Annotated in this window: 4 protein-coding genes and 1 pseudogene; 2 read left to right on the top strand and 3 right to left on the bottom strand. The window is 61.9% G+C overall.

The window, feature by feature from the left end; all coding sequences use genetic code 11:
- Positions 1–457: pseudogene (locus tag Q0216_RS04790) on the bottom strand (sugar transporter); the annotation flags it as partial.
- Positions 454–1,842 carry a glycosyltransferase family 87 protein gene (locus Q0216_RS04785; protein WP_298593345.1) on the bottom strand — a complete coding sequence of 463 codons (1,389 nt, stop codon included), beginning with the start codon at positions 1,840–1,842 and terminating at the stop codon, positions 454–456. The gene Q0216_RS04785 and the pseudogene Q0216_RS04790, both read right to left, overlap by 4 nt.
- A 340-nt stretch (positions 1,843–2,182) precedes the next feature.
- Here Q0216_RS04785 and Q0216_RS04780 point away from each other — a divergent pair, with 340 nt between their 5' ends.
- On the top strand, positions 2,183–5,062 hold the full coding sequence (locus tag Q0216_RS04780) for a multicopper oxidase domain-containing protein (RefSeq protein ID WP_298593343.1): 2,880 nt from the start codon (positions 2,183–2,185) through the stop codon (positions 5,060–5,062).
- 247 nt (positions 5,063–5,309) lie between these two features.
- Positions 5,310–6,200 carry a lytic transglycosylase domain-containing protein gene (locus Q0216_RS04775; protein WP_298593341.1) on the top strand — a complete coding sequence of 297 codons (891 nt, stop codon included), beginning with the start codon at positions 5,310–5,312 and terminating at the stop codon, positions 6,198–6,200.
- Positions 6,201–6,405: 205 nt separating this feature from the next.
- On the opposite strand, the gene Q0216_RS04770 is transcribed toward Q0216_RS04775, so the two are convergent.
- Positions 6,406–7,617, bottom strand: a complete 1,212-nt coding sequence (locus tag Q0216_RS04770) for a cytochrome P450 (RefSeq protein WP_049327433.1) — start codon at positions 7,615–7,617, stop codon at positions 6,406–6,408.
- Between the last annotated feature and the right edge of the window lie 260 nt (positions 7,618–7,877).

The raw sequence follows: 7,877 nt of genomic DNA, 5'->3' as shown, positions 1-7,877 counted from the left end.
GCGGTTCGGTGAGGAACGCGAGCGGGTAGAAGAGCAGCGCCGCAAACGGCGGGTAGGTGAACGGCAGGCCGCGCGTGCGGAAGGTGTACAGCTGGTAGCCGTCCGGGCCGTCCGCCAGGGAGACAGCGCCCAGGCGGTAGACGTAAATATCGTCAGCCGCCGCGTACGTCACGTAGTCGAAGGCGTAGAGGGCAACCAGGATGAACAGCAGGTGCGCCCAGAGAGCGCCGCTACGCAGACCGGGGATGCGGTCAAAGAAGCTAAGACGCGCAGGTTGTGTGGGCTCTGCAGTTGTTCCCTTAGCGGTTTCTTTGGCGGTTGCCGAGACTTCGGGTACCTCTGCGGCACTCTCAACGGCCGGTTCCGCAACCGCGGAAGATGCCGAAGCCCACGGGATGATAGGCGCTACCGCCTCGGTATTCTTTTCGAGATTCTTTTCGCGACTCACGCGGCTCACGCGGTCGCCTCCCGAGAAGCAGCCGCACGCACAGATTCGGCGCTCTCAGCCACCAGGGCACGGGCGCCCCACCAGCCCAGCGGCGCGTCGCTACGCACGGAACCGTACTGCACGGGCTCAACCTTCGCGCCACGCACCGGCGCGCTCAGGGCAGCAACCGACCAGAGCATCATCGTCACCCACAGGCAGAACTCCGGAATAGCCGAAACCGCCAACACACCCGGAGCCAGCTGCTCCAAACCGTCAGAGGTGCCCTGAAGCAACGACGCAATATTAATCGGAGAAATATACAGACCCAGCACCGCAACCACCGCGAACACGGTCGCCGTCACGCGCAACCACGCCGGCTGAACCGCAAAATAGGTGGGGAACGCATCCATGATAAACACGGCAACCAGCAGGGGCAGCAACACGTTGTGGTGCGACCAGCTAATCGGCGACAGCGCCACCATCAGGGAGGCGGTCACCGCCACCTGCGCCAGCGCGGCACCGCGGCGTTCCAGCTGGTACAGCAGCGCGGCGGTCAGCACAATCGTGACCAGTGCCAGGGCGTAGTAGACAGGCTTCGCGGCGCTCTCGGACAGACCGAAGTGCAGTAGCCAGCCCTGAATCGAGACGTTGTCCACATAGTTCAGGCCACCCACACGCGAGGGGTTCGTCAGCGCGGAGAACCAGAACTCCGACGCGTCCTTAGGCATCAGAATGAAACCCAGCGCAACGGTACCGAAGAACGTCGCGCCCAGGGTCGCAATGCCCTTCCAGTCGCGGCGGACCAGCAGAATCAGACCAAACACGAGCGGGGTCAGCTTCACGCCACCCGCAATACCGATCAGCACACCGCGCGGCACGCGGGTCGCCGGGCGCACAAAATCGGCAAGGATCAGCGCCGTAATGAACGGGTTAATCTGAATCAGATCCAGGGTGCGCTGCCACGGGCCGGCCGAAACCACCAGAATGGTCAGCACCGCAATCGTGCCGGCACGACCAAAGTACTGCTGCAGGGGCAGTTCGCGGCCGCGCGCATTCACGTAGTTGTAAATGATCGTGGAAATCCACCACGCCACCACAGCCGAACCGACAATCATAATGACCTTGCCGACTTCCAGGGGCATGAACGCGAACGGCAAAAACAGCATCGCCGCGAACGGCGGGTACGTGAACGGCGGCTTGATGATGCCGTGGTCATTCAGGGTCGGGGAGTACAGCTCCTGGGTAAAGCCCTCGTTATCGAAAATGGTCATCGCGCCCAGACGGTAAATGGAAAAGTCCATACCGCTCAAGGGGTCGATGAGCATTTTGACGACGTATCCACCGCCAATGATGAGAATGAGTGCCGCAATAGCGATTTTTCCCCAGATGGGGGTGGTGGAGTCAGTCCTTGCCACGAGGTGCTTGTCCTTACCTTGGTGTCGGCAGATGCGCGCGCTGAGAGTGGGCGGGCATCTGATTTTGGAATCCTAATAGTTTATCGCGTGCACCTGTGAAGGGTGCATTGGGGAGAAGATTCACAGGAGCAGATTCACTCGAACGCGCAAGCACAACTATCACGGTATGAGCCGCCTTCATATGCACGTAATGTCTTCAAAATTGGTACTACCGGGGCAATATAATGGGCTTATTGGCACTCCGACTACCCCAACGTAGGGCCCACCCCAACGCAGGGGCGCCGGATGCCAACCCACACACCGACGTCCACGAACAACCAGCAGTGAAAGCAGTGATCACGTGAGTGAACATCTCGGCACCCCACCCGAAGGCGAGAACACGGGCGGTAAGCCCGCACGCGTCTCCGGAGGCGGCTCCTCCGGCCTGAGCATCGGCATGCGCCCGGCTGATGCGCCCGGCACGAACCTTAACCCCGAAGAGGTTGCACGCCGCGCATCCGGTCGCGGTACGTGGCATCGTCGCGCCTCCAAGCCTGTCTCACACTGGATGTTTGTGCTTATCGGTGCGCTTCTGCTGCATAAGTTCATTCCCAATAGCGGCTGGCTGATGGTGCACATTGTCACCCTCGGCCTGATTACGAACTCGATTCTGATTTGGTCGCAGCACTTCACCGAAGCGCTCATGAAGATCAAAATCCCCGACGAAGCACGCGGCACTCAGGTGCGCCGCATCTTCATCCTGAACGCCGGTATTCTCGTGCTCATGGTCGGCATGATCGGTCAGCTGAGCGTGCCCGGCCTGTACGCCGCCACGGTGGTTGGTGCGCTCATTGTGGCTACCATGGTCGCCTGGCACGCCCTGTACCTGCTCAAGCAGGTGCGTCAGGCTCTGCCCTCGCGGTTCGGTGTGACGATTCGCTTCTATATTGCGGCGGCGCTCATGCTACCTCTCGGGGCGACTTTTGGTGCGATGATTGCCTACCCGAACCTGAAGGGCACCCTGCATTCGCAGTTCTTGCTTGCCCACGAGGTCGTGAACGTGCTCGGCTTCGTCGGTATTACCGTGGTGGGTACGCTGGTGACCTTCTGGCCGACCATGCTGCGCACGAAGATGGTTGATAAGGCGCTCACCCACAGCCTGCGCGCCCTGTACCTGATGTGCGGCGGCTTGGTGTTGACCCTTGTCGGCGCAATATTTGGGATGCGTCCGCTCGCTGCCGCGGGCCTAGTCGTCTACCTGCTCGGCCTGCTCATTGTCGCCTGGGTGATGGTGCGTACCCTGCGCACCAAGCGCCCCACCGAGTACCCGCCGATGAGCGTCGGCATGGGCTTCCTCTGGCTGATTGTTGGCGTGGCAACCACCGCCTACCTGGTGGCAACCACCCCGTTCGCGCAGCTGGACGTACGCGCTGTCACCCCCATCTTCGTGGTGGGCTTCCTGCTGCAGGTGCTGCTCGGCGCAATGAGCTACCTGCTCCCCCAGCGCATGGGCGGCGGCCCGACGGTGGTGCGCGCCTCCAACAAGGAGTTCAGCCGTTTCGCTGCCGGTCGCGTGACCGCCGTGAACCTGTCGCTCATTGTTTTCATGCTGCCCAGCTCCGTGGTGGGTCAGTCCATTAAGATGGCGGTCGCTATTGTGGGCGCGCTGGCGTTGGCGGCGTTCATTCCGCTGATGGTGCGTGGCGTGAAGGTTTCGGTGAGCACCCGCAAGGCAATCTTCGAGGCGCGTGCCCGCGGCGAGAAGCCCACCTTCGACCAGGAGGCGCTGGCCCCCGCACCCATCCCGCACGCCAAGCAGAGCTTCCAGGCGGCACTCGCGGTTGCTATGGCATTCCTGCTGGGCTTTGCGGTGAACCCGTCTGCGTTGAACCTGCCGTCGGTTTCTTCGGCTGGTTCCGTGGCGGCGACCGGTCAGACCACCACCGTGCAGGTGAAGGCGACCAGCAACTACCGTTTCACCCCCGCCGAGGTGGAGGTGCCCGCCGGTAACCGCCTGGTCGTCGAGGTCACCAACGACGATGAGGGCATGACCCACGACCTGACCTTTGACAACGGCGCAACCACCGGCGTTATCAACCCCGGCGAAACGAAAACCGTTGACGCCGGTATCATTACCGCCGACCAGGAAGGCTACTGCTCCGTGGCGGGTCACCGCTCCCTGGGCATGGTGTTCAAGGTGAAGGCGACCGGCGCCTCCGCAAACCAGGTGGCGCAGGGTAACCAGGCTACCCACAACCATGCCGCGTCGAGTAGCACCCCGACCCTCATGACCGTTGCGAACAGCAATATTGACATGACCGCGGCGCCCGGCAGCGGCTACCAGTACCGCGATCCGAACATCCCGGCGCCGAACACCGCCGAGCAGGTGAACGGTAAGACCGTCCGCAAGGTCACCCTGGAAGTTCAGGAAGTCGACCGCGAGGTGGCGCCCGGCGTGACCGTCCACATGTGGACGTTCAACGGGCAGAACATGGCACCGATTCTGCGCGGCAAGGTCGGCGATATTTTTGAAATTACACTCATCAATAACGGCACGATGGGTCACTCGCTGGACTTCCACGCGGGCATGGTCTCCCCCGATAACACGATGAAGACCATCGCCCCCGGTGAGCGTCTCGTCTACCGTTTTGAGGCGAAGGCCGCCGGTATCTGGCTGTACCACTGCGGTACCGCCCCGCTGAGCCTGCACATGACCCAGGGTATGTACGGTGCGGTCATCATTGACCCTGCCGACCTTGACCCGGTCGATCATGAGTACGTGATGGTTCAGGGCGAGGCGTACCTGCACGACACCGGTCAGACCGCCTCCGACGGCAACAAGCTGGCGGAGAACTCGCCGGAACTGATTGCGGCGGGCACCCCCACGCTGACCATGTTCAACGGCCACGCAACCCAGTACAAGGCGAAGCCGCTGCAGGTGAAGAAGGGCGAGCGCATTCGTATTTGGGTGATGGCTGCTGGCCCGAACCACGGCACGAGCTTCCACGTGGTCGGTTCGCAGTTCGACACGGTCTACAAGGAGGGCGGCTACCTGATGCGCCGCGGCGTGGATGCGTTCGGTAGCCGTGACGGCCACAGCCAGGCGCTGGATCTGGCGCCCGCTCAGGGCGGCTTCGTGGAGATGGAGTTCTTGGAGTCTGGCACGTACACGTTCGTGAACCACTCCTTCTCGGAGATGGAGCGCGGTGCCGCCGGCAAGATCGTGGTGACCGACCGCTAGTAGTGGCTGCCCGCTAAACACTCACCCTAGGGGCTTCTAGCGCCCCGTGAGAGGTTGACCCCGCCCGGTGCATCCTTATTGGATTGGATGCGCCGGGTGGGGTCTTTCTACACTGTCTTTCTGCGCCCGTATAGAGCCCCGCACGCACCCCGGCAGGAGCCTGCAGCCGCATCGGCAAACTATGCTTATAGCCTCATGGGCGAACTTTTCTTAGCCAGGAGCGGGCATGGTGCGCTACTCTATAGGAATGGCAGATAGCACTTCGAGCGCCTCTTCCGAGCGCAGCGCTACGGGCGCCAACAACCACACCTCCGCTTCGGCGGACGCACAGACTTCTCCTCGGCAGCGTAAAGCTTTCCCGCTTCGCTTTCTCGCCGGGGCACTTGCGCATTGGCAGATTATTGCCTCTGCGGTTCTTTTGGGTGGCGGTGTTGCCGGCCTGGCAGCCACCTATGACGACTATTGCGGTATGACGGAGCTTTCGTATGCTCCGGCGGCTCTCCGATCCGATTTTGAGGAGGGCTCTAAGGTGTCGGGTTTCCGTCCTGGTGTGATGGCAGCGCAGATTGAGACTGAGAGCCACTGGCGTGTGGGCGTTGTGTCCAACCAGGGCGCTAAGGGTATTGCACAGTTCACTGATGATGCGTGGAGCGGCGACCACTACAGCTTCGGCAATGGCGGTAATGTTCTGAACCCGCACGATGCGATTGCGGCGCAGGCACGTTATTTGGCTGAGTTGCGTACTCGCTTGGCTAAGTACGCCTCCAATGAGGATGAGCTGCAGGATGTGGTTCTCGCCGGCTATAACGCGGGTCCGGGTTCTGTGGAGAAGTACGGCGGTGTTCCCCCGTATGAGGAGACTCAGAATTATGTGAAGACGATTCGCGAGCTGGCGAATTCGAAGTACAAGCTGACCTGCTCCCCTGAGCACCAGTTCAAGCAGGCGGAGTTGAGCTTCGTGAATGGTGTGACTCCGGCGATGGCTGGTGTTCATGCGGATGGTACGCCGCTGTCGGCTGAGGAGTCGGCATCAGCGGCAGCGGAGGCTTCTGCTTCTGCGAGTGCTTCGACTCGCCCCTCTGCGAGCGGTTCTGCGGGTTCTTCGGTGCAGCCTTCGGCGACGAGTTCCGGCCGCTAAATTCAGCTTTTTGGATAGTCCACTAGCCTATATAGCCGCTAGGGAATATAGGCTCTGGGGAATATTCCGTTTTATCTATAGTGAGCGGCTGATAGCAGCCACCACTCCCCTACTATTCACTCTTATATTTACTCTTAACAGCGCGAGGCGCCGACCCCCACTCTCAGGGGTTCGGCGCCTCGCACTTTGTACGGCTGGAGCGTGCCTAGTTGAAGATAGCGCGCACGACCGAGTAGCCGGAGACCGGGTACACGGCGTTCACGGTTGCGGGCTTCTCACTCTCGTCCGCGATCTCGATGGACTCGGTGCCGCGCAGCAGCTCCTCAAGCAGAATGCGCAGCTCCAGGCGTGCCAGGGGCGCGCCGGGGCAGACGTGGATGCCGTCGCCGTACACGAGGTTGCGGGACTGGTCGCGGTGCGGGTTGTAGGTGAGGGCGTCTTCGAAGGCGTCCTCGTCGCGGTTGGCACTTGCCCAGTTGATGGTCACGCGGGAGCCGGCGGGCAGGGTGCGGCCGCCGAGTTCGGTGTCCTGCGTGGTGATGCGGCGGTTGGTGACGAGGGTGTCTTCGAGTCGCATGATTTCTTCGACGGCGAGGGCGATTTCGCTGCGGTCGTCGAGTGCGTTGCCGTCGGCGAGGGAGGCGCGCAGGCGGTCCTGCTCGGCGCGGTTACGTGCCAGGAAGTTGACGAATACGCCCACGGTTGCGGAGACGGTGGACAGCTCGCCCACGGTCCAGTTGCGGATGAGGCTGACGATTTCTTCGTCGGTCATGGTGCGGGGTTCTTCGCCGGGCAGCTGCACGGTGTCGGTGAGCAGTTCGGCGGTGACGTCCTTGGGGTTGCCGGCTGCGGCGTCCTCGCGGCGTTCGTCGAGCAGCTGGCGGATGTAGCCGTCGAATTCGAGGGCGACCTTAGCGATTTCTTCGCGGTCGCGGCGCAGGGTGGCGACGCGGTTCTTTTCGATCCATTCGGTGAGGGGCTGTTCGAGGCATGCGGGCCAGCCCATGAAGGCGTTCTGCACGCGCATTGCGTAGGCCTGGCCGAAGCCCTGCATGACGTCTACTTCTTCGCCGCGGGGCAGTTCTGCGATGAGGGCCTTCACGGCGTCACGGATGACGGGTGCGAACTTTTCGAGGCGTTCGGGGGTGAAGTACTTGTCGTTGACGGCGCGGAAGGTGGTGTGTTCGGGTGCGTCCATGCCGTTGGGGACGGCGATGTGGCGGGTGGAGACGACGTTGGAGTAGATTTCGGGGTGGTCAAGTACGTGCTGTACGTCAGCGTTTTTGAAGACGGAGTAGCCCATGAATTCGTCGTGGGCGACGGGGCAGCGGCGGCGCATTGCGTCGTAGGCGGCTACCTGGTCTTTCTGCACTTCTTCGCTTCGGAGGTCCCAGTCGTTGTGTACGTTCTCAGTCATTGTTCACCCGTGTTCGTTATAGAAGTTGTGGCGTGCTGGATGCGGGCGTCCGGGCGATGCGTATGGGGCAGGGTCGGGCGTGCATTTCAGCACGTGAATCCATTAGTTGTTCTTTGACCGTATCACTTATGGGTTGGTGGCGCAGGGTAGGGTTTCCTTGCTTCTCATTCAACGAACGACTTCGGGTGAGACGAGGAGCGGATCAGGGGCCGCACAAGGTGGAACGCACGAGGCGGGCGGCACCTCCACAGGGAGGGGCC

Origin of the sequence: uncultured Rothia sp., from assembly GCF_937976295.1 — a bacterium.
GTDB lineage: Bacteria > Actinomycetota > Actinomycetes > Actinomycetales > Micrococcaceae > Rothia.
This window is presented reverse-complemented; position numbering and strand designations above follow the sequence as displayed.